Annotated in this window: 13 protein-coding genes; 11 read left to right on the top strand and 2 right to left on the bottom strand. The window is 65.5% G+C overall.

Annotation, left to right across the window (positions count from 1 at the left end; genetic code table 11):
• Window positions 1-37: 37 nt before the first annotated feature.
• On the bottom strand, window positions 38-229 hold the full coding sequence (locus tag ACFFDA_RS07210; RefSeq protein WP_404477352.1) for a hypothetical protein: 192 nt from the start codon (window positions 227-229) through the stop codon (window positions 38-40).
• A 226-nt stretch (window positions 230-455) separates the two neighbouring features.
• On the opposite strand from ACFFDA_RS07210, the gene ACFFDA_RS07205 reads away from it, so the two are divergent.
• The 3 genes from ACFFDA_RS07205 (at window position 456) to ACFFDA_RS07195 (ending at window position 4,310) form a co-directional block, all read left to right on the top strand.
• Window positions 456-731: an HU family DNA-binding protein gene (locus ACFFDA_RS07205; RefSeq protein ID WP_404477350.1), complete on the top strand. Its 276-nt coding sequence runs from the start codon at window positions 456-458 to the stop codon at window positions 729-731.
• A gap of 468 nt (window positions 732-1,199) precedes the next feature.
• Complete coding sequence (locus ACFFDA_RS07200) at window positions 1,200-2,822, top strand: GMC family oxidoreductase (protein ID WP_404477348.1); 1,623 nt, start codon at window positions 1,200-1,202, stop codon at window positions 2,820-2,822.
• A gap of 51 nt (window positions 2,823-2,873) precedes the next feature.
• Window positions 2,874-4,310 (top strand): aldehyde dehydrogenase family protein, encoded by a 1,437-nt coding sequence (locus ACFFDA_RS07195; protein WP_404477347.1) that lies wholly within the window; start codon window positions 2,874-2,876, stop codon window positions 4,308-4,310.
• Window positions 4,311-4,426: 116 nt separating this feature from the next.
• Here ACFFDA_RS07195 and ACFFDA_RS07190 read toward each other — a convergent pair whose 3' ends face one another.
• The gene (locus ACFFDA_RS07190) at window positions 4,427-5,098 is read right to left on the bottom strand and encodes a TetR/AcrR family transcriptional regulator (protein ID WP_404477345.1); all 672 of its coding nucleotides are present in this window, start codon (window positions 5,096-5,098) and stop codon (window positions 4,427-4,429) included.
• Window positions 5,099-5,217: 119 nt separating this feature from the next.
• On the opposite strand from ACFFDA_RS07190, the gene ACFFDA_RS07185 reads away from it, so the two are divergent.
• The 8 genes from ACFFDA_RS07185 (at window position 5,218) to ACFFDA_RS07150 (ending at window position 23,539) form a co-directional block, all read left to right on the top strand.
• Window positions 5,218-6,807, top strand: coding sequence for a phytoene desaturase family protein (locus ACFFDA_RS07185; protein ID WP_404477344.1), 1,590 nt, complete (start codon window positions 5,218-5,220; stop codon window positions 6,805-6,807).
• Between the two features lie 57 nt (window positions 6,808-6,864).
• Window positions 6,865-7,095, top strand: coding sequence for a hypothetical protein (locus tag ACFFDA_RS07180; RefSeq protein ID WP_404477342.1), 231 nt, complete (start codon window positions 6,865-6,867; stop codon window positions 7,093-7,095).
• Between the two features lie 299 nt (window positions 7,096-7,394).
• Window positions 7,395-8,654 carry a cytochrome P450 gene (locus ACFFDA_RS07175; protein WP_404477341.1) on the top strand — a complete coding sequence of 420 codons (1,260 nt, stop codon included), beginning with the start codon at window positions 7,395-7,397 and terminating at the stop codon, window positions 8,652-8,654.
• On the top strand, window positions 8,651-9,331 hold the full coding sequence (locus ACFFDA_RS07170; RefSeq protein WP_404477340.1) for a TetR/AcrR family transcriptional regulator: 681 nt from the start codon (window positions 8,651-8,653) through the stop codon (window positions 9,329-9,331). The genes ACFFDA_RS07175 and ACFFDA_RS07170 overlap by 4 nt, the downstream gene beginning before the upstream one ends.
• 145 nt (window positions 9,332-9,476) lie before the next feature.
• Window positions 9,477-11,663 carry a TonB-dependent receptor gene (locus tag ACFFDA_RS07165; RefSeq protein WP_404477338.1) on the top strand — a complete coding sequence of 729 codons (2,187 nt, stop codon included), beginning with the start codon at window positions 9,477-9,479 and terminating at the stop codon, window positions 11,661-11,663.
• Between the two features lie 914 nt (window positions 11,664-12,577).
• A complete protein-coding gene (locus tag ACFFDA_RS07160) occupies window positions 12,578-15,520 on the top strand; it encodes a DUF6603 domain-containing protein (RefSeq protein ID WP_404477336.1) in 2,943 nt (980 codons plus the stop codon).
• Entirely contained in the window at window positions 15,517-18,984 is a 3,468-nt protein-coding gene (locus ACFFDA_RS07155; RefSeq protein WP_404477335.1) for a hypothetical protein, read from the top strand. The genes ACFFDA_RS07160 and ACFFDA_RS07155 overlap by 4 nt, the downstream gene beginning before the upstream one ends.
• Window positions 18,977-23,539, top strand: coding sequence for a hypothetical protein (locus ACFFDA_RS07150; RefSeq protein ID WP_404477333.1), 4,563 nt, complete (start codon window positions 18,977-18,979; stop codon window positions 23,537-23,539). Before ACFFDA_RS07155 ends, ACFFDA_RS07150 begins: the two co-directional genes overlap by 8 nt.

The raw sequence follows: 23,539 nt of genomic DNA, 5'->3' as shown, positions 1-23,539 counted from the left end.
AGCCCATCATCGCGGCCCATGCCAGCCGCACCCGTCTTCAAGCGATGGCGGCGGCTTCGCGAAGGCTGCCGATCGCCGACCGGCGCAGCAGGTATTCGCGCCGCGCTTCGTCGTCCGTCAGCATCACCCGCATCGTTTCGCGGCGCCGCCCGTGCGCCTCGCCCTGCCCGCCGCGCATGATCTCCATGTTCTCGATCGTTTGCCGCCGCTCCCCGGTGCGGTCGAGCAAAACGCGGCCTGCGTGCCCCGCCTTCCAGAACCAAGCCCCGTGCCTGGCGAGAACGCTCGGGCGCAGTGCAGCCAGGACAGCGGCGGATATGGGGACCCGCTCGAACGATGCCTTGCAAAACGCGATTGTGCAAGCCTTGCGCCGATTAGGGCCAAGGCAGTGACTGCGCGTGAGAAACTGGCTAGGAGCGAGGTCCCATAAACTCAATTCGACAGGAAGAACGATCATGAACAACAGCGATCTCGCCGACGTTATCGCCGCCAGCAACGGCCTGACCAAGGCCGATGCCCGCAAGGTCGTCGACGCAGTTTTCGACGCGATCGGCGATGCGGCGGCCAAGGGCGATGAAATTTCGCTCAACGGCTTTGGCAAGTTCAAGGTCAAGGACAGCCCGGAGCGTGAAGGCCGCAATCCTGCGACCGGCGAGGCCATGACCATCAAGGCCTCCAAGAAGCTCGGATTCGCCCCGGCAAAGGCGATCAAGGACAAGCTGAACGGCTGAAGTCCGATACGGCGAGCGCTCCGCAGGCAACTGTGGAGCGCTCGCTCCATCTGGAACGCGCGGCCGGTCCGCCACGCGGCCAGCAAGCTCCTCGGGTTTCGAAACGTCGCGGGCGCCCTGACGCTTCCCCCTTTGGAGGAGCGGCTTCGAGGCGATTTGCCGCCGAGCACCTCGAGAATTCATCCAGCATCATCCCCGTTATCCGTCATAGGCCCAAAGATTGGCGACGGATACGAAAGCGCCGATCACGGCGACCGCGCATGGGCTGCGGACGCCGGCCTGGACATCGTCCCCCCGCTTCAGCCTGAGTCCGCGCCGTCTGCGAGCGATTGTGATTCCAGCGATTCTCCACCACTCAGCGTCGCCGGGACTTCAGCCGAGCTGCCGTTCACTCCCACCCTGCCATTCGACAGGTGATGATCGGTGGGGCGCAGGCGATTTGCGCCTCCACGGGAGAATGCGCATTTCATGCTGGAAGAGTTCTACGACTACATCATCGTCGGTGCCGGATCGTCCGGCTGCGTCCTCGCCAATCGCCTTTCCGAGGACCCGCGGACAACCGTTCTGCTGATCGAAGCCGGGCCAGACGATACCAGCCCGCTCGTCGCGATGCCGCGCGGGATCGGCAAGCTACTGGCTCCGGGCAATCCCCATGTGTGGGACTACCAGGTCTCGCCCGGCGGCAACGCGCCGCGCGAGACCTGGCTCAAAGGGCGCGCGGTCGGAGGATCAAGCTCGGTGAACGGCATGGTCTATGTGCGCGGAGCCCCTGCGGACTACGACGCCTGGGAAGCCGCCGGCTGTGCCGGATGGGGCTGGTCGACCATGCGACGGCATTTCACCGCGCTCGAGGATCATGTCCTGGGGCCCGGCCCAGAGCGCGGCACCGGCGGCCCGTTGAAGGTCGGCATCCATCCGGAGGGCGATGCGCTGTGCGAGGCCTTTCTCGAAGCCGCGCAGCAGGCCGGGACGCAGCGGGTGGAGGATATGAACGATCGGCCTGCGGTGACGCAGGGCGGCATGGGTTATCAGCCGGTATCCATCCATCGCGGCAAGCGTTTTTCCGCCGCACGCGCGTTTCTCGGGCCGATCCGTGGACGCCCCAATCTTCACATCGCTCCGCACACCGAAGCGCGGCGCATAGTGTTCGAAGGCCAGCGCGCCGCCGGGCTGGAACTGCGTGACAAGCAGGGCGACCGCGAAATCAGGGCCCGGCGCGAGATCATCCTGTGCGCAGGGGCGATCCAGAGCCCCAAGCTGCTGCAATTGTCAGGCATCGGCCCACGGGCCACACTGGGCGCGCTGGGCATACCGATCGTGGTCGACGCGCCCGACGTCGGCGGCAACTTGCGCGAACACCGGTATCTCAGCTTCACCTACAAGGTCCGCGGCAACAGCCTCAATCAGAAGCTCGCCGGATTCGGCCTGGTGGCATCGGTCCTGCGCTATCTGTTCACCTCCAGCGGTCCGCTGACCCATGCGGCCCATGAGATCGGCGGGTTCGTCAAGACCACGCCCCACCTCGACCGTCCCGATGCGCAAGTGGGCATGGGGCTATATTCGTTTCACACCGACGCCAAGGGGGCGGTTGTGCTCGACCCGCATCCCGGCATGACCGTCATCGCCTATTACCTGCGGCCCGATAGCCAGGGCCGCGTGACGATCGTTTCCGCCGACCCGCAGACGGCACCGCGCATCGATGCGAACCACCTTGCGACCGAAACCGATCGCCAGCATTTCGTGTCGCTGTTCCACTGGCTGCGAGGCCTCGGGCGGCAAGCGGCCCTGAAGGACTGGATCGTGGAAGAAACCGGCCAGACCCGCGGCCTCGAAACCGACGCCGACATCCTCGCCAGCGCCATGGCCCTGGGCGGCACGTCGTTCCATATCTGCGGAACCTGCCGCATGGGCATCGACGAGAATGCCGTGCTGGACCCCCAGCTTCGCGTTCGCGGGGTGGAAGGACTGCGCGTGGTGGATACCTCTATCATGCCGACGATCGTGTCGGGCAACACCAATGCGCCGGCCATGGCGATCGCCCTCAACGCCGCAGGGATGATCCTGCGCAATTCTCCGGAAGGCTCACGATGACCATACCGTTCACCTCACTCGACAAGTTGTACATCGACGGCGACTGGGTGGATGTCGAATGTGCGCGCGACGAAGTCGTCAACCCGGCCACGCAGGCCATCATCGGAAAGAGTCGCGATAGGCGATGCCGCCGCCGCGGAAGCGGCCATCGCCGCAGCGCGCCATGCCTTCGACCATGGCCCATGGCCGCGCATGGGGATGGCCGAGCGAAGCGTGTACTTGCGCAGGATGCATGCCGCCCTCGATGCACGCCGCCAGCAGATCGCGGCGCTGATCGTCGCCGAAGTGGGATGCGCCCAGGGCGTGACGCATGGGATGCAGGTGGGTAATCCGCTCGATCACCTGCTCGCCGCGCTGGATCATGCCGGGCGGGACGACAGCGTCCGGCTGCCGATCGACGTCAGCCCCGATCCATTCCATCCGGACGGACCGAAGAGGATCGGCGGAACCACCGTCGTGCGCGAACCGGTAGGCGTGGTCTCGGGCATCACGGGATACAATTTCCCGTTTCTTCTCAACCTGGCAAAAGTCGTACCGGCGCTGCTTGCGGGCAATACCCTCGTGCTGAAGCCATCGCCGTTCACCCCGTTCTCGGCGCTGCTGTTCGGTGAGATCGCGGACGAGATCGGCCTGCCGCGCGGAGTGCTCAATATCGTCACCGGGGGGCCCGAAGTCGGCGCGATGCTTACCAGCGATCCCCGCGTGGACATGGTCAGCTTCACCGGCTCCGAGGCGGTCGGGGCGGCGATCATGGGCCAGGCGGCGCCGACCCTCAAGCGAGTGCATCTGGAACTGGGTGGCAAGTCGGCGCTGATCGTGCGCCACGATGCCGATGTTGCCCGGGCTGCAGCGATGGCCGTCGCAGTGCTCTCCGTAAATGCGGGACAGGGATGTGCGCTACTGACTCGGCTGGTCGTCCACAACAGCATCCGCAGGAGCTTCGTCGAGACCGCCTGCGCCGTGGCGTCGCAGTTCAAGATCGGGGACCCGTCCGACCCGTCGGTGGCGATGGGCCCGCTGATCCGGGAGGCGCAGCGCGCGAAAGTGGAGAGCTTCATCGCCATCGGCCGCGACGAAGGAGCGAGGATCGTTCACGGCGGCGGTCGCCCCCCCGGCCTCGACAAGGGCTTCTTCACGGAGATCACCCTGTTCGACGACGTCGACAACGCGATGACGATCGCCCAGGAGGAAGTGTTCGGCCCGGTCGGTTGCGTGATCGGGTTCGACACCGACGAGGAAGCGATCGCCATCGCCAACGATTCCCGCTTCGGTCTCAACGGCGGGATCGAGACTGCCGACGCCGCAAAGGGCTACGAGATGGCGATGCAGATTCGTGCCGGCAGCGTGATGCTCAACGGCGGAACCGGCCGGATGAGCTACGCGCCGATCGGCGGGTACAAGCGGTCCGGCATCGGGCGCGAATACGGCCCCGACTGGCTCCACGAATACCAGAACCAGAAGTCGGTCTTCTATCCGATCGGCCGGTGACCGGGATGACTTTACATTGAATCGTCATTGCGAGCGTAGCAAAGCTACGCTCGCAATGACGAACGTTGCCTCAATGCTAAATCATCTCGCTCTAGGGCCGCAGTGCGCTCATGCCGTCATGCCCCGGCAATGGCGATGAAGGCATCCCACATCCGGTCGAAGTCTTCGCGAATCTGGTCTTCGGTCCATGGCTCGTAAGTCGTCAAGGCTTCCCACCGCGGCCCCTCGGTCACCAGGCGCAACAGGACCGTCCGCCACAGGCCCGGCGGGGCGCGGCGCAACAAGGCGGCATCCTGCGCCAGGGCGATACGGCGATCGACCTGCCGGGTCAGCGTTTCGGGCACCGATGGAATGGAGGGCATTTCCGCGCGTGTACGCGCGCCCGCGCCCCAGATGACGATACGCTGCAAGTCGATCGAGGTCGGGCTGATGACGAAGCGGCAATAGGCCTCCGCCGTGCGCCGCAGCGCCGTGAGAGGATCGTCGGACGGGAGTATCACTGCATCGGCCTGCTCTTCGAGCTGAGCGATCTGGAGTTGCAGCACGCGTTCCAAAAGCTGTCGCTTATCGCCGTGGCGGCGATAGACGGCGCTGCGAGTCACGCCCGCCATGCGCGCGATCCTCTCGATCGAGGCGCCTGCGAAGCCCACGTCACGAAACTCGGCCAGAGCCGCCTGCAGCACAGCCTTCTCGAGATCGCTCGCCTCCTGAGCGGAAGGCCGCCCGACGCGGCGCGGGGCGCGGGGGGAGTCCCGGAACGAGAGATCGGAAGTTAGCTTGGCTGGCATCGACCTACTGTCGCGCAGCGGCCGGCGAATGCAACGTAATAAATGCGACAATCTGTCGCTTTATTCTTCCCCTGCAAGCGGGAAAGCATTATCCTCGCCATCAGAGACGGGAGAGAAGCATGTCTGATTCATATGACGTCGTAATCGCTGGTGCTGGACATAATGCCCTGATAACAGGAAGTTACCTGGCCAAGGCCGGACTGTCGGTCTGTATCGTCGAGCGCAAGGAAAAGGCCGGCGGCAGCGTCGCCACCACCGAGGATTTCACCGGCGCCGGATTCCACCAGGACGTCTGCTCGGTTTCGCATTCGATGCTGATGGGCAATCCGCTGATCCGCAACGACGAACTCGAACTGTTCTCCAGGTTCGGCCTCGAATATGCCAATCCGGAGAAGATGACCGTCCTCTATTTCGACGACGACACCCATCTGGAATTCTGGAGCGACCTCGACCGCACATGCGCTTCCATGGCGAAGATCAGCCCCAAGGATGCCGAAAACTTCCGCCGCTTCTGCACGCAGGTGGACCAGACCATGGATATGCTCGTGATGGGCATGTATTCGGTGCCTCCGTCGACGGGCATGCAGGCCATGATGATGGATTCCACGCCTGAGGGCCAGGAAATGATGCGCCTGCAGGCGATCAGCGCCTGGGACCTGATTTGCGAATGGATCGAGAACCCCAAGATTCGCATCGCCCTCGCCCGCTATGCATCGGAAGCGATGCTCAATCCCTTCGACAACGGTACGGGCTTTGGCTTCTACGTCATCCTGCCGTACATGTACCGCTTCGGCACCGGGATCTGCATTGGCGGATCGGGGGCGCTGGCGAAGTCGCTGGAACGCTGCTTCACGGCGCATGGCGGCGTCATCAGGCTGAACAGCGAGGTTCAGGAAATCCTGATAGAAAACGGCGAGGCCAAGGGGCTGACACTCGTCAACGGCGAGACGATACGGGCCAGCAAGGCTGTCGTGGCCGGATTGCACGTGGCGCAGATCTTCCCGCACATGGTGCCCGGCTTCGAACTGCCGGCCGGCTTCCAGCATCGTGTCGACACGCTGAAATATGCCGATTTCCAGCCGATGACGGTCCATCTCTCGCTGAACGAACCGCTGGATTTCAAATACGGTAACGGGATCGAGGACTATTTCTGGGTGGAACGCTGCCATTCGGACGTGGAGGAATTCCGCCGCGGCTTCCAGAACCTGCAATATGGCATTCCCGACCGCAACTTCGCCTGCTGGGTACAGCAATTCCGCGCAGATCCCAGCCGCGTGCCGGAAGGCAAGGGCCAAGTCCATATCTATGCCTTCATGCCGCTCGACCTCAAGGACGGAGGTCGCGAGAAATGGGACGAGATCGGCGCCGAGGTCGCGCAGGGCTTCATCGATGACCTTCGTGCGCAAGCGACTAACCTGACCGACGACAATATCATCGAAACCCATTTCATGACGCCGCTCGACATCACCCGCTACAACACGTCGCTGGTGAACGGCGACATCCAGCATATCGGCTTCTTCAGTTGGCAGTTGGGCGGCAACCGCCCAGTTCCGGGATGGAGCCAATATCGCATGCCCGTCCCCAAGCTCTACATGACCGCAGGCTCCACCCATCCCGGCGGCGGCGTCACCGGCGGACCGGGGCGCAACGCGGTGCAGGTCATCATGGAAGACCTGGGCCTGGATTTCGAGAAAGTATCCTCAAACTGATACGGCCGGGGGCGTCGGGCGCGTGCCCACGCTCCCCCGCTGAAGCGGGATCAAGCGATGAAGGTATATAGCAAGGACGGCGTCGAGATGATGGACGTCAAGACGATCGATCTGGAAGGCGAGAAGCTGGTGGTCAAAGGCAAGATGATGGGCGCGATGGCCGCAGTCATCCACATCGGGCCCGAAGACATGTGGGAGGCCTTCACCCTCTTTCCGACCAGCGTCAAGATGCGCATGCCCGGCCTTTTGTGGCGGGGTTGGCGCGCCAGCCGCAAGAAGCGCGGCTGATCGTTCGGCCGAACGGACGGGTTCACCTGTAGTCGCCACAGCGGCCCTTTGCGCTGCATCGCCTCCATGGCTTGTGATACGATGGCGACCGACGCGCTGGGGAAGGCGAACCCAGAACTCGGTCATGCACGCCCGCAGAACAGCACCCGGGCGTTTCCGCGCCCGGGTAATCGCCTCTATCCAAAGATAGGTGCAACGCGGCGCGGCCGGATTATCAAACAAATGGTTGATTGCCATTGTCCTGCAAAATCGACCGATTGTACGATTTGAAGACTTGCGCAGACCCAGGAGGAGAGGCCATGCCCGGTGGATCGGCTACCACCCCGACGTTCGATCCGATCGAAGGAACGATCGACGCATTCGCGGATCGCGACCCTTTCCCGTTCTACGAGCGACTGCGGGCCATCGGCTCGCCGGTGTGGGACAGCCGGGCGAAGGCGTGGCTCGTCCTGGATTTCGAGCAATGCACGCAAGTCGAGCGCGACGAGCGCATATTCGCCAACGCTTACGTGTTCGCGGACGACCTGACGCGGCGGATCAAGGGCGGCGGAGCCAACATTACGCTCAGCCGCGATCGGGAACACGACAAATTGCGGCGCTTCCACCTGAAGCTCCTTTCGCCCGGCAGCGTGTCACGCTTTCGCGAAGCGCATATACGCCCGATCGTTGATTTCGTGGCCGACGGCCTCGTCGGCAAGACCAAAGCCGACCTGTTCGAGGATTACGCCGCGCGCATTCCGCCGCGCGTCATATGTTCGCTGTTGGGCGTGCCGTTCGACGACGACGCCATGATGGCGCGTATTCTCGAACTCAACGAGGAGATCGTCAATTTCATCGCTTCCGGCTACGAGGGCGAGGCGCTGCGCGACCGGGCGCTGGCGGCATCGCAGGAATTGAACGAGACGCTCCTGCCCTATATCCGCGCCCGGCGCGACGCGCCTGGGGACGACTTCATCAGTCGCGTGTGGCAGGAGGCGCCTGCCGCAGGCATCGCGACGGATGAAGAGGCGGTCCTGGGGCTATGCCGCGAACTCTACTTCGCCGGCTCCGATACGACGGTCCACGGAATTGCCAATGCACTGTACCTCCTGCTCGCCGACCCGGGCAGGATGGACGTCATCCGCCATGACAGGGGCAAGCCCCTTTCCGCGTTGATCGAGGAATCGCTACGCCTGTACAACGTCGTTCAGTATCGTCATCGAATCTGCATGGAGGAAAGCGTCCTGGGAGACGTTCGGATAGCGAAGGGAGCCGTCGTCATTCTGGTACATGCCGCCGCGAACCGCGATCCGGTCAAGTTCGCATGCCCTGCACAGATCGACCTCGAGCGCCGCGCTCCTACCGACCACCTCGCGTTCGGCCAGGGCTCGCGCTCCTGCGTGGGATCGCAACTCGCGCGCGTCGAGATGAGGATCGCCATAGAAACCCTGCTCGACCGGTTTCCCGATCTCGGCCCGGACGTCACGGCCGACCCTCCGCGCTTCCAGGCTCTCTACATGCGCTCGATGGCCCCATTGCATGTCTCCCTCGAACGCTCGTCTGAAAAGCTCGGCGGATGAACGAAATCGAAGCCCGCAAGGCGCCACGGGACAAGGGAGGCCGCGAAGGCGGTGCTCGCAAGCGGCGGGAGACCCGCTGGCTCGAGATACTCGACGCCGCGGCAACGGTCTTTCACGAAAAGGGATACAGCGCAGCGACCTTGCAGGACATCGCCGACAAGGTCGGAATGCTCAAAGGCAGCCTCTACTATTACATCAAGACCAAACCGGACCTGCTGGAAAGCCTGCTTGTCCAGGTCCACGAGGACGGATTGGCGATGGTGCAGGCAAGCGCGTCCGTCCAAGGCAATCCGCTGGACAAGCTGGCCGCCATCTTTCGTGCCTACATCGACTACATCATCGAGAACCAGACCAAGAGCGCGATTTACATCCACGAGGTGCAGCGCCTGCCGGCCCAGCATCGCAACCGGATCTTGCGGGACCACGCCTTGCGCAACGAAATTCAGGCGCTGATCGAGGCGGGGCAGGCGGAGTCGCTCGTGCTCGGCGATCTTGATCCTCGCCTGACCGCACAAGTCCTGCTGAGCGGCCTCAATTCGATCTACCAGTGGTATCGCTCTGATCGGAAGAGACCCAAGGGGACGCTGATCGACCATATCGTTCGGACGACCCTGCGAGGCATCGCGAGTTCACGAGGACTGGACCATCTCGAACCGTCCAGACCTATCGCCGGATAGGATGACCGCACGGCGATTCGCGCTAGCGGGCGACCATAATCAAACAATTGGTAGATTGATTATGGTCGGAGATGCCGCGATCGCAGAGGCGGCGACCGATCGGCTCGAACAAGGTGCAATAGCATCAGATCAGGGGAGATTTGCCGTGAAGAAACTTTCGATTCTGCTTGCTGCCGGAACGGCTGGCGCCGCTACCGTGACGGCGATTCCGGCGAGAGCCGCAGATGCGCCCGCAGCCCAGGCAGATGCGCAGATCGATTCCGCCCAAGAGGCCGGATCGGCGCTTGACGAAATCGTCGTCATCGGCCGCAAGCGCGCGCGTAGCGAAGCGCTGCAGCAAACCCCGGTTTCCATCACCGCGCTCACCGCGCTCCAGCTCGACCGTGCGGTCAGCAAGGACCTGACCGACGTCGGTCGCATGACGCCCAATGCCTCCCTGCAACCCTCGGCCCAGCGCGGCGTCCAGAACTTTGCCATTCGCGGCATGGGCGTATCGGGTTCGACGCCCTCCGACGAACCGGCCGTCGGCATCTTCCAGGACGGTGTCTACTGGGGATCGAACTACGGCGCATTGAACGAACTGTTCGACATCGAGAGCGTCGAAATCCTGCGCGGTCCCCAGGGAACACTGTTCGGCCGCAACGTCACCGGTGGCGCGGTGACGGTCAGGTCGGCCAGGCCGGCCCAGGAAACCTCGGCGAAGATGATGCTGGGGATCGGCAACGGGATGATGCTGGAAGGATCGGCGGTGGCAAACCTCCCGATCGTCGCAGATACGCTGGCAACCCGCGTCGCAGTGCTCACACGCCGCAACCAGGGGCTGTTCAAGGACGAGGTGAGGGACAGGTCCTACGGCCGCACGTCCAGCTTCGTGGTGCGGCCCAGCCTCCGCTGGACCCCCTCTCCTGCGGTCGACCTGACGCTTCTGGGAGAATTCTACCAGCAGCAAGGCGATCCGGTCGTAGTACGGGGGGTGGCGCCCAACACCGTCCGGGGCGGTCCGCTGACGCTGGCCGAAAAGGAAGGGTACACCACGCCCGCGGACTTCTTCACCGTTTCCCCCGGTGATTCAGGTTCGAGCAACGTGAAGGTCTATTTCACGATGCTCGAGGCGGACATCGACATCGGTCCTGGCGTGCTGACCTCCGTCACCGGCTATCGCAAGGTGCGTTCGCGCGTGTTGACGGACTTCGACGGCACTCCCAGCGACGGGTTTCTCCAGGGCGTGCGCAACGACCAGCACCAATGGAGCAGCGAACTGCGCTATGCTGCAGACATCGCCGACTGGTTGTCGATGACCGCCGGCCTCTACTATTTCGACCAGAGCTTCTCCTTTGCGGAAACGCGAGATCTCAACAATCACGCCAGCTTGCTGGCCACCCGTTCGATGCTCGACAACAGCAGCTTCGCGGCGTTCACCGAAGTCGACATCAAGCCACTGCAGAACCTGACGGTGACGCTGGGCGGCCGGTACACCGAAGAAAAGAAAGTTGCGAGTTCCGCTCCTTTCGGCCGCTGCACGTTCGATCTCGTCACTTGCACCTTCACTGGTCCGGCGCGGTACAAGGGTGACAATTTCTCGCCTAAGGTCGGCATCGCCTACCAGATCGAGCAGGGCCCCCTGCTGTTCGCGTCCATGACCAAGGGCTATCGCAGCGGAGGGTTCGCGCTGCGAGGCACGGCACTGGCATCTCCGTATGATCCCGAAAAGGTGACGGCTTACGAAGCCGGCTTCAAGAGCGACTGGCTGGACCGCCACCTGCGGCTCAACATCTCGGCCTACTACAACAAGTACAAGGACCTTCAGCGCACCGTACTGGCGCCCGATCCGGTCCTGGGCGTGATCCAGTCGGTGTTCAACGCGGCCGACGCCGAGATCAAGGGTGCGGAATTCGAACTCAGCGCGATCCCGGTGGACGGGCTGACCCTCGCCGCCACCTATGGCTACACCAGAGCGCGCTACAAGACTTTCCTGGGCGTCTCCGATCCCGGCAGCCGCCGGTTCGTGCGCGTGCCGGAACACACGGCCAACCTGGCCGCAGACTACGAAACCGATCTCGGCAATGGCGACGGCGTCGGCTTCCATCTGGGTGCGGCCTATTCCGGCACGTACTTCTTCGACGATGCCAATCTGCTTTCGCAAAAGGGGTACTGGCTGGTCGACGTCAACGTCTTCTACAGGCTGCAGGACAGGATGACGGTCTCCGCCTATGGCCGCAACCTGGCCAACCAGAAATATGCGAGCTGGGGTTCTTCGCTCGGCGCCCTGGGCCAGAATATGTTCCCCGGCGATCCGCGCACCTACGGCCTGCGCATCACCGCGGAATTCTAGGAACCTGGCCCCGTCCCGCGCTCCGGCGCGGGGCGGGCGGATTTCGGCGCGCGACGGGGACTCCACATCGGTGGCAATTTGCCGGCTGGATCATGCAGCGATGGCAGCGCACCTCATGAACCGGGACGATGCGCATTTCGCGGCGGGCAAACTGCATCCCACGCCAGCATGAATCCCGAAGCAGACATGACGCGGCTTGCGATCGACGCGAAAGGCAGCCGGATCGTAGAACTCCGCGTGCCTCGCCCAGCCGACGTGATCGGCCTTGCGACCTTGTTGCAGGTCAGGAAGTGCCGGCCCGCAATCTTGATATTCTTCTTGCAGGTACGGAACCTCGTTACCGCATCATAAGCCCGCATCAGTTCGTCACGCGTCACCGCGCTCACGACAACGCAGCACACGCCACCACATCAGCGAATGTGCATAAGCATTTGTGTATGGATGGCCTGGAATCCCTCCAACAACTCAAGATCAATCGTCATGGATTTGATCTGCCCGATTCGATCTAGATTGGATCAAGGCTTTTGGATCGTCGTCTACCAGTTCCGAGAGCATCTCGGCACGTTCACTGCGAAAATTGAGATAATTCAACACATCGAGCAAAAGTTTCAATGGCATGGACATCTTGCACGATTTGAATTCTGATCTCTAAACTCTCGCATCGAACGTTTCGCCTCACATCCATTGACAACGAACTATCAATTGGCCGCTATCCACAGGGACAACAGATCAAAAACAAATAAATAGAACATTCGGGTTGCCCATGCGCATTGGTTTTGCGCTCCCTGTTGGGAGGGGGGCATGTTTTACATTGATCGGCCTCTTCGCATCTGCGAAGCATCGGGCGTTAACACGTCAGTTAACTTTCATATTCTCGCGTCAACTGCAGCCTCCTCTCGCTTGCAGGTGCCGACATGAGCGACGACGTCTGGACAGCCCTGGTCAAAGGGGTTCTCGGCTTCACCCATAGCCGTGCCGGCGATATGGTCGGCACGACGTTCAAGGATACCGGCTCCTTCATAACGTCCCTGTTCGATGGTGCCTCCGGCACCACCAAGACGGCACTCGAAACGATCAAGCAGGACGTCAAGGACCTGACCCCGATCGGCAAGGCGCTCGGCGAGGCGCTCAAACCCAAGTTCGAAGCGGCGAAGACCGCGGTGACGAACATGGCGACCGAGATCGGCACCGATCCGTTCACGCTGGAGGCGGCCGCGCGGGCTGCGACCGAACTTGCCTATGTCCTGATCGCCTTCGACGAAGCGCTTGACATCCTTGCGGAAAAAATTGCCGAACGGGAACAGAACCCGGCCAGCAAGCAACAGGTACTCGACGCGATCGGGGGCATCACCGATCCGTGGAAGGCGCCGTTCAAGGCGCTGGGCGCCGATGCGATCAAGGCGTTCGATTCGCTCTGCAAGACCGTGCTCGGCGTCGATGACGCGCATGGCGATGTCGCCGATGCCCTGGTGTGGAGCCGTCCCGACAAGAAGCTGGGGCTGAAGTTTGTCAGCACCGGTCCCCGGTCGCTGGGGCCGATCAGCTTCGACGGCGCCTATGTCGAGGCTTTCCTCGACTACAAGACGCAGGCCAAGGTCGGCGTCGAACTGCATACCAAGATGGCCGCCGGGCTGCGCTCGGACAAGCTCCTCGAGAAGATCATGCCCGGCCAGGGCAAGACCGCCGAGACCGACCAGGTCGCGATCACGCTCGATACGGCCAACGGACTGAGTTTCGGCGCAGGCAAGGACAAGAAGCTGATTTTGCCGGTCCGGTTCTCCTTCCCCGGGGTCGAACTGCGGGAGTTCGCGCTGATCCAGCCGGAAAAGGACAACAAGGACAGCCAGAACCGCATCGACGTGGTGATGACGATCGCCGGCAAGCTGGGCGACGTCTTCGCCGTCGTCGTCGAAGGTGGCGGCGTATCCATTCGCTGGACCGACGGCGGCGGGCCGGACGTGCAGCCCAAGATTCCTACCGGCATCGGCGCGCGGATCAATACAGGCGTCGTCAGCGGTGGCGGATACTTGCGATATTCCGAAGACAACAAGGAATACGGCGGGGTCTTCGACCTCCAGTTCCTCAAGTTCGGAATCACCGCGATCGGTTTGCTGGGGACAGAGCCGTTCAGCTTCGTGATCGTGATCGGCGTCCACTTCGCTCCCAAGATCGATCTCGGCTTCGGTTTCACGCTCAATGGCCTGGGCGGCATCCTGGCGATCGAGCGCTCGGTCGATACCACCGCGCTGAGCGAGGGGCTCAAGACCGACATCGTCGGGCAACTGCTGTTCCCGTCCGATCCGGTGGCAGCGGCGCCGCAGATCCTCGACTCGCTCGGCAAGGTCTTCCCGCAGCGCAGCGGCGGCTTCGTCGTCGGCCCGATCGCGGAGTTGGGCTGGGGTTCGCAGGCCGGTTTCGTCAAGGCGAGACTGGGTATCGTGCTCAGCCTGCCGGACCCCAAGGTGGTGATCCTGGGCGCGCTGGAGATCGGCGTACCCTCGGCCGACATCAAGCCCGATAAGCGCATCGTCGACATCCATGCCGACCTGCTCGGCGAGATAACGCCGGACTATTTCCTGCTCAAGGTTTCTATCTTCAAGTCGAAGCTTTTCACCCTGAGCCTGTCGGGCGACATCGCGCTGTTCATCAAGTGGGCGGGCGGCGGCGCCTTCGCGCTTTCGGTCGGCGGCTTCTTCCCGAAGTACGACGCGCCCAAGGAGATCGGCAAGCTCGACCGGCTCTCGATCGGCTTCAAGCCGCCGGTCGACTGGCTCAAGATCACCGCCGAGGCCTATGTGGCGATCACCTCGAACTCGATCCAGTTCGGCGGCAAGCTCGACCTCAGCGCCGATGTCGGCGTGGCTTCGGCACATGCGTGGATTTCGCTCGATGCGCTGTTCCAGTGGGCGCCCTATTTCCACTTCATCGTCATTCTCGACGTCGGCATCGAAGTGAAGGCCTTCGGCGCGACGATTGCGGGCGTCCACTTCCATGGCGAGCTGTCCGGCGACCAGCCCTGGCGGCTGGAAGGGACCGCGACCGCCGAAATCCTGTGGTGGGACGTCGATGTCGATATCGGCCCGATCACCTGGGGCGAACCGCGCCCCTCCGACGCGCCACGGATCGACAGCGTGAAGGCCGCGGCCGACGCCCTGACCGCCGACGCCGCATGGACGCCGATCCTGCCTGCCGACGCGCTGCAGCTCGCCCGCTTCACCGACACCGGCGGCGACCGCCTGTTCCACCCGCTCGGGCGGCTCGAGGTCAAGCAGGCACAAGTTCCGCTGGAAACGGAGATCGACCGCATCGGCTCGAGTTCGGTATCGGCCCGGCGCGTCTATCTCGCGCAGCCGACCGTCGGCACGATCGAAGCCGCGGCGGTATCGACGGTCCAGGATCGCTTCTCGCCGGGCCATTTCCTCGCGCTGAAGGACGACCAACTGATGGCGCGTCCCGATTTCGAGCAGATGCCGGCTGGCCTCGTCGTCGCGGCTTCGGCGCGGCCCGTGTTCACCAGCGACGTCCACGCGGCCTATGCCTGGAACACGGTCTTTCCGCACCGGCCCGAACCAGCCGTAGCCACCACCGACGGCTGGAAGATCACCGGCATCGCCAAGACCATGCTGGCCACCTCGGCCGTCGCCAAGGCGCGGCGCCAGAGCGCTAACCCCTACATGACGGTCGTCCCCGAGCCGCCCGAACCCATGCTCGCCGACCCCGGGCTGGTAACGGTTATCCATCGCGACACGCTGGCCCCCCTGTCAACGACCCTCACCGACATCGGCGCGACCCACGCGGCCGAGTTCCTGGCCGGATCGAACGATCTCGGCGTCCTGGCAAGCGGAATGGCGGCATGATCGAATCCCTCAGCACCGCGAAGAACTTCGTCGCCGACGCGCGGATCAACCTCGTCGCACCGTTCAAGCCGGAAGAAGTTGTCCTCGAGGACTACAACTTCGTCCCCTTCGTGCGGAACGGGCTTTCGGCCGCGATCGGCACCGCGCCTGCCACCGGATTGCGCACGCAAGTGCATGTCGCGTTCGACGTCAGGGGCACGGGCGCGGACACGCGCAAGGTCGAGAAGAACCTGGTCCTTTACGGACCCGGCGATATCGTCGGCCTCGATCCCGGGCAGATCATCCGCCGCGAACCATCGCCGGGCGCCGCCGAGGCCGAAGAAACCTTCATGGTGCAGATCGAATTCGATCGGCCCGACATACCCTGGCTGTTCAGCCCCCTTGCGCCCAATGGCGACAAGCTGGAACCCTGGCTGGCGCTGGTGGTGTGCGAGCGGGCGCGATCGCAGATTCTGCCGCCCTCGACGCCCGGCCTGCCGCGCGTCCTTTCCACCGAGTTGGGGGAACTGCAGTCGCTCGACGACAATGCCTATTTCGCCCATGCGCAAGTCGTCGACGGTGCCAAGGTGGCCATCCCCGCAAATCCGGCGATCGCCGATCGCCTGTCGGACGAACATGCGCTCGCCAACCTGTCGCGGCTGATCTGCCCGCGCAAGCTCGACCCGAACAGGGGCTATCGCGCGGTCCTGGTACCCGCCTTCGATTGCGGTGCCAAAGTGGGGCTGGGCGTGCCGGGCGGAACGCTCGGCCCGGCCTGGACCCGCGCGGCCGACGGCAGCGACGCCCAGAGCGCCATCCTTCTGCCGGCCTACGATAGCTGGGATTTCGACACTGCACCGCAAGGCGACTTCAAGTCGCTGGCGGAGCGGCTCGTCCCGATCGGTGCGCCCTGGCAGGTCGGCCGGCGGATCATCGACGGCACCCAGCCGGGCGGCGACATCGCCGGCGCGGCGCCGGGTACACCGGGCGCGGTCCAGGTCCTCAGTTGTGCGCTGAGGTCCCCGGCGGCCCCGCCCCCCGACCGCCCGAGCGACAGCGATGCCGGCTGGCCCGCGCCACTGCGCGACGCACTGCGACTGCGGGTCGAGGCCGCGAATGCCGACACGCCGCTGCTGCCGCGCGTGGGGCCACGGCTCTATGCCCGCTTCCACGCCGGGCGCAATGCCGTCGGCCCGGTGTTCGGAGCACCTCCGGCCGATACGGCGGCGGCGGACGCGAACTGGTTCTCCCAGATCAACACCGACCCCCTGCAGCGCATCGTAGCAGGGCTGGGCACGCGCGTGGTCCAGAAAGACCAGGAACTGCTGATGCAGTCGGCCTGGGCACAAGTCAGCGAGGTCAACAAGCTCAACCACCAGATCCAGCAACACCAGTTCGCCAAGATACTCAACGAATCGAACATGCGGCGGCGCATCGCGGTGCGCGACCTGGGGGCGATGACGCAAGTTACGCGCCCGCTGCACGACCGGATACGCATCGCCGCCCGGCCTGAAAGCCTGTGGAAGCAGGTCGAGGACAGCCGCACCGCAGGCAGCCTCCTGAGCGTCACCGCGAAGCGTATGACCAGTGCATCCTCGCCCGCCATGCGCAAGGGCATGGCGCAGCGCCAGTTGGCCGCAGCGCCCGATTTCGTGGCGACGGCCGGCCGCTTCCGCGACGGGCGGATGACCTATGCCAATCCGGACGGCATAACCGCGATCGCCGACAAAGGCCTCGAAGTCCTCGGACCCGAGCTGGTCGGCCGGGTTCTCGGCGTGGCGCCCGATGCCGCCTTCACCACCTTGCGCAACCGCATGACGGTCCTGTCCGGGGGAACCGGAATTGCACGGCTGTCGGGCGGCGTGGCGGCATGGCAGCTCCAGCCCGACCGCGCCGTCGGGGGGCTCTATGCCCAATATTTCGCCAAGCGCATCGACGCCAGCGTGCCTGATCTGGCCGATGCGGGCGGTGTGCTGCGTGCCGAGCTGGCAGGAGCAGCCCTCGCCGGCCTCGCCCAAGTGGCAGCGCCCGAGTTCGCCGGCGTCAGCGGGGCAACGATCGCAGGCCTGGCCGCCGTAATCCCCGAGGCCACCGTGCGCCGCGACATTGCCGCGCCGGTCCAGCCGAGCACGCGAATTTCCTCCCCGGGCGCGATGGCGGCAACCACGGGCATCGCCGCCGCGCGCGTCACGGCGGCGACCTCGCTGCGCACGGGCGTGGAGGGCAGTGTCTTCTCCCGGCGCGGCCCGGTGGTCGTCCGCCCCGTGCCCGCGCCGACGACCCAGCCCCGTCCGCCGGCGGCAGACCCGGCCGCCCGTTTCGAGATGCCTCTCTCGCGCGACCTGACGCGCAAGGTCTCCGACCTCGCCGCGCTCAAGACGAGGGCGCTGGCACGGGCCTTCGACGCGACGATCAACGCGATCGCCCTGCCCCCCGTGCGCGACACCGCCTCGGTCCAGCCGCTGGCCCTTACGACCGTGCAGATCGTCGAGACACTGGCACCGGCGCGGACGATGACGGCCTACCTCAAAGGCCGCATCCGCGCCTGGCCCTCGCTGATCCGCCCCGACTGGTTCGACGACCTGCGGATCGCTCCCGTCATGGCCGCACCGAACTTCCCGCGCGCGATGTACGAAGCTCTCGACAGTTACGACCGCGACTGGCTGGTCCCAGGCCTGGGTAGCATCAGCCAGCCCGATTTCGTCACGCTGCTGGAAGCCAATCCCGCCTTTTGCGAGGCCTTCCTGACCGGCCTATCCGACGAAATGGGGCGCGAGCTGCTGTGGCGGAATTATCCGACCGACCAGCGCGGCACCTATTTCAAGCGATTCTGGGATGCCGAGCAGGATGAACTGACAGGTCCCATCCACCGCTTCTCGCCACAACCGCTGGGCGCGCACATGGCGATCGGCGGCACGTCGAGCCCCGGCTTCCGGCCGGTGGTGCTGGTCGTGCGGGGTGCCATCGTGCGGCGCTATCCCGAGGCGATCATCTCCGCGGTCCGCGCCGCCACCGAGGTCTTCCCGCCCGCATTCGTCGAAGGAAGCGAAGCGGAGATCCTGTTCCACGCCCATCTCAAGCCGGACTATCTGCTGGTCGGCTTCAAGCTTTCGGCCGAGCAGGTCCGCAGCGGCAACTGGTGGTTCCTGCTGGCCGAACATCCCACGGCGCCGCGTTTCGGCATGGCGCAAGCCCCGCGCGGCAACCAGCGCGCCCCGGACGCCGTCATCGCGCAGGACAATCTCGACTGGAACGATCTCACCGGCCTCGTCAGCGACGTGCCGGTGCTCGATCGCGGACGGTTTCTCGCGCCCAGCGCGCGTGCCGTGAAGATCCGCGACGTCGGCAGCGTGCCGGAAGTCCAGCAATGGCCGGGTTCCTCGGCGGTGGTCGCGCGCACGTTGCTGCGCGATCCGGTCCGCGCCGCGTTCGACGGCAACGACCTTCTCGATTCCATCACCGCGCCAGGAGGTCCCAATGCCTGATCCCGAAGAGCCCGTACTGGCCGAAGTGCATGGTTCCACGGCCTCGCTGCTCGGCAAGATCAAGGCCAAGGGCGAGGAGATCGCCGCGATCGGTGCGGACCTGCGGACCGCGCGCGCGGCCCTGGCTGCGGCCAGGGCCAAGGGCGACCAGGCCGCGGTCCGGCGCAGCGAGAGCAAGCTGGAGACGCTTACCGGGCGCGTGGAGGCCGCGCGGACCGACCGGCTGGCGCTCGACGAGGATCACGCCCGCCTCGTCGACCGCCTCGCCCTGCGCGACAGCTGCGATGCCCCCGCCGACGTACCGCTGTTGCTGCTGCCGGTGCGCGTCGAAACGCGCTTCAATGCGGCCGGCACCGAATTGCGCATCCGCATATATCCCGATGAAATCCACGTCGACCGACTGGACCGCGGCCTGTCGGAAAAGGAAGCTTCCGCCGGCCAGTCCTATTGGACCAAGCTCTGGGCCGGCGGGGTCGGCGAAGCGGCGGAGACGGCCTCTGCCGAGGGCTGGAAGGAACTGCTGAATGCCGTCGGAGCGGCCCGCGCACACTGGGTCGCCCGCAGCACGACGCCCACCAACGTCGACCTGCTGGGTACGGGCGCGCCCGTCTTCCCCGAGGCGACGGCGCAAACCGGCGCCGCGGCGCTGGCCCGGCTGCTGCCCGATCGGTTCGTGGCGATGGCGGACCAGGGCGGCAACCGCAGCCGTGCGGTCGGTTCCGCGATCCCGCCGGAAGTGCGGATCGGCCTGCTGTCGATGGACGACGAGCCCATGGTCGAGAAGGACGGCCTGAAAGTCCTGCCGGGCACGGAATGGCTCGCGGACTACGATGCGGCGGTGGCCAAGGGCTTGGCGTTGACCCTCCCCCTGGCGCGGCCGGGCAAGGTCGACCGGCTTATCGTCGCCGGTGTGCAGCGAAGCCGCGATCCGGCGGGCGCCGCGGCGGACTTCTCCGCCTTGCTCGAAGCGCATTGGGAAAGCGACGGGCTCGCCTTCCTGCCGCAGGGGACGCCGACCAACAACACCGAGATCGCCCGGTCGGCCTGGCAGCGCAGGGTCGCGCAATCGCCGCCCCCGATCGCGGCGTCGGCGGCACCAGCGGATTCCAATGCTGCCGTGCTGACCCGCACGCTGGGGATCGATGCACCTTGGCTCGCCGCTGCCGAGCATGCACAGGAGCACGAGCAGGCAGACGCGGCGGCGATGAATACCGCCCTGTGGCCCGCGACGCTCGGCCAGTTTCTCGACGCGGTGGACGAAGGCAACGACGCCATCTCCCCGGTGGTGATCGAGCAGATCCGCAGCTTCCACCGCGACCATGTGCGCGGACGCGGTCCGGTGCCATCGCTGCGGATCGGCAGCCAGCCCTATGGCATCCTCCCGGTGTCGAGCTTCGCGACGGCATGGAAGGACGATGCCGGTGACAAGTTCGGCGGCCAGCTTACCGGCTTCCTGCGCAAGCTGCGGCCGAACTGGATGGCGGCGACGGAAGACCTCGCGCACATCGGCTCGGGCGGGGACCTGCGCGATACCATGGACCGGATACTGGGTCAGGCCGGCGTCTCCTACGGCGTGCGGGCCAGGCGCTGCCTGTCCGCCAGCATGGTTGGGGCCGTCGCCGAAGTCACCGGCACCGCCAAGGCGGCGACCGACATCGAATTTCTGCTGACGCGCATGTTGCAGGAGGCGATCGGCAATTTCAGCTACGCCAACCTCGGCGCCACGCTGGACGACAAGTCGCGCGCCGTGCTGCTGCCCTATGCCGACGATGCGCGCGATGCTACCTTCCTCACCGCGCTGCTGGCCAATGGCAGCGGCGGCAACATTTCCAGCGTTTTCCAGGCGCTGATCGCGATCGCGGCCGCACTGGTCACGACCAAGCCCAAGCCCGGGCGGGACTTCATCGACCATTTCCGCAACAGCGCGACCATAGCGCCGGCCGTGCGCGACGCGATCCTTGCCCAGATCACCCAGCCCGCCAATCCCGACTTCGCCTCTCTCGAACGCCTGCGCGCCGCGTTGCCCGGCGCCGACGATCCAGTCGCCCGCCCTGCGGCCCGCAGCTTCGCCATGGACGGCACGCACGAGCCCAGCTTTGCGACCTATTTCGACAACGTCAGCAGCACGGCCTCGCGCGACTACCTGTCGGTCCTGGTGGCCGACGAGTTCCTGCGCGCGGGGATGAGCAGCGCCGAGTTTCGCGCGGCGCTCGAGCATCTGTCGAAGGATGTGGGAGACGTCGCCAACCAATCGCGGCACATCCTGGTCGGCGAGACCCTCGACGGCGTGTCGCACCGGCTCGATAGCTGGATCACCGGCGCGGTCTCGCGCAGGATGGCCACGCAGCGGGCCGCCAAGCCGGTCGGGCTCACCGTCGGCGCCTTCGGCTATGTCGAGAATCTGCGCCCCGAGCAGCGACCGCGATCGGGCGGCTACATCCTCGCGCCCTCGCTCGGACATGCGACGACTGCGGGCATATTGCGCGCCGCCCACTTGAGCCATCGGCCGGAACCCGGCGCGCGCAATCCCTATGCGATCGGCCTGTCCTCGGCACGCGTGCGCGATGCGCTGCATCTGATCGACGGCATCCGGCAGGGACAGCCGCTGGGTGCGCTGCTGGGCTACCGGGTCGAGCGTGCCTTGCAGGACGCCACGCTGGGCCATCTCGTGCTCAGCCTGCGCTCGCTTGCCCCGCTGACGCAGGGCAGGCTGAGCGACCGCGGCGAAGCGGTCGATTCCGGCGCCCAGGAAGCGATCGCGGCAAGCAACGTCACCGACGGGCTGCGTCTCGTCGAACTGTGGCGCAGCCCGAGCGGCGTCGCGGAAATCCAGGCCAAGCTCAACACCCCGCCGACGAACAATCCCTATCTGCCGCCCGGCGTGGTCTGGCCGACCCTGACGCCAGCCAACTGGGCGACGGTCGATGGCGCGATCCGCAAGCTCGACCAGGCCGTCGATGCGGTGGCGGACATGCTGCTGGCGGAAAGCGTGCACCAGGTCGCGCAGGGCAACCTGGCGCGGGCCTCGGCGGCGATGGACGCGGCCGGGCGCGGGGACGTGGCACCGCCCGAGCCCGACTTCGTCAATTCCGCTCGCGGCGGGCAGCCCGTCTCGCACCGCCTGCTCATCATCGGCCGCGAAGGTGGCTGGGACACCCGCGCGCCTCGCGCCAAGGTTGCACCGGGACTGGAAGGCTGGGCGGCGGAACGGCTGGGCGATCCCTCGCGGATCGTCGCGGGCTTCTCCCCGGCTGGCGACGCCGTGCGCCTTGTGCCCGGAACGATCGCCGCGCTCGATCTCGTCGCGTTGAGCAGCGATGCCCCGTCGGCGACCCGCCGCGCGACGGGAAATGCCACCCTCGATCCCGCCCTCCCCGCCGACCCGCGCCTGGCGGCGGGCGACATCGCGCTGGCCGATGCGCTTGTGGTCGCCGATGGCCTGCGGCGCCTGATCGCCGGAGCGCGCATGGCCGGCGGCAGCGATTTTGGCCTGCCAGGCGCGCCCCCTGCCCACACTCCGGACCTGTCCGCACTGACGGCCCTGGGCGCCGCGCTCGACGAAGCCGCGCTCATGCTGAAGCAGCGGCGCGATACGCTGGCCGCGCTGACGACCGCGCCGCAGGCCGATCTCGCGGCCTTGTCGAACGCGCTGGTGGCCATGACCGACTTCGGCATCGCAACGCCCAGCGTTTCGGCAGCGCAGCTCGGCGAGACCGCGCTGCTCGCGGCCGCCGAAGCGGACCGGCGGATTGCCGCCTATGCCGCCCTCGCGGCAGGCCCGATTGATCCCGAAGCGCTGGCGCAGCGGGCGACGGCGCTGCTCGGGCACGATTTCGTCCTGCCGATCCCGCACGTGCCGACGGCCGAGCCCAGCCTGCAGGTCGCGCTCGATCCCGTCGCCCCGGCATCGATACGGCGCTACCTCGGCGACATCGCGACCGTGCGCCCGCAAGTGCGCCTGTTCACCGATCACCTGATGCTCTGCGATGCGGTCGGTCCCGCCCCGAGGCTCGCCATCATGCAATTGGGGGGAGCGCCGGGACGCTGGGTAGCGGAGGCCCTGCCCGACGATGCGCACACGCCGGACTCGGCCGTCATCTCGATCATCGCCGACGCACCGGAGACCCCGCCCGCCACTTTCGCCGGGCTCGTCATCGACGACTGGACCGAAACCTTCCCGCGTCGCGCCCTGAAGGGCGAGGGCGAGGAAGCCAGGCCGGTGCTCGAAACCACGGCGGGCGTCGCGATCCATGCCAATGCGCCAAATGCCCAGCCCCCCCAAACGATGCTGCTCGGCATTTCCCCCGATGGCGCGCGCTGGACCGACGAGCGTGTGTTCGATCTGCTGACCGAGACCATGGACATGGCGCGGATGCGGCTGGTCACGCTGGAAACCCTGCCGCTCGCCGCCCGTATCCTTCCCGCGATCTACACGCAGTCTTGGTCGCTCCAGGGCCAGAAGACGATCGACTGGTCGAAGTTCGGGGACGTGTTCCTCAAGGCCTCCATCGCCGGGGCGCCGCTGCGGGCCTTTGCGATGGTCGAGGAGAACTGA

The organism is Novosphingobium sp. BL-52-GroH (assembly GCF_044813085.1).
Lineage (GTDB): Bacteria > Pseudomonadota > Alphaproteobacteria > Sphingomonadales > Sphingomonadaceae > Novosphingobium.
The sequence above is the reverse complement of the archived record's forward strand: the minus strand, read 5'-3'. Positions and strand labels throughout refer to the sequence as shown.